Annotated in this window: 1 protein-coding gene; it reads left to right on the plus strand. The window is 72.4% G+C overall.

Translation table 11 applies throughout. The features are described 5' to 3' along the window. Nucleotides 1-268 (plus strand): AAA family ATPase (locus AC0IYH_RS31865; RefSeq protein ID WP_471838274.1); only part of this gene is annotated, 268 nt, incomplete at both ends.

Here is a 268-nt window from a genome sequence, read left to right on the forward strand (position 1 = left end):
GAGGGGCTGACCGGCGTCGTCGGTCCCAATGGCTGCGGCAAGTCCAACCTGCTGGAGGCGCTGCGCTGGGCGATGGGCGAGGGCAGCGCGAAGTCGCTGCGCGGCGCGGGCATGGACGACGTGATCTTCGCCGGCACCGCGACCCGCCCACCGCGTGACTTCGCGGAAGTGTCGATCCTCCTCGACACCGCCGACGACACCGAGACGGAAGTGGTGCGCCGGATCGAACGCGGCGCGGGCTCCGCCTACCGGATCGACGGGCGCGACG

It is taken from the genome of Pseudomonas sp. AC463 (genome assembly GCF_979253585.1).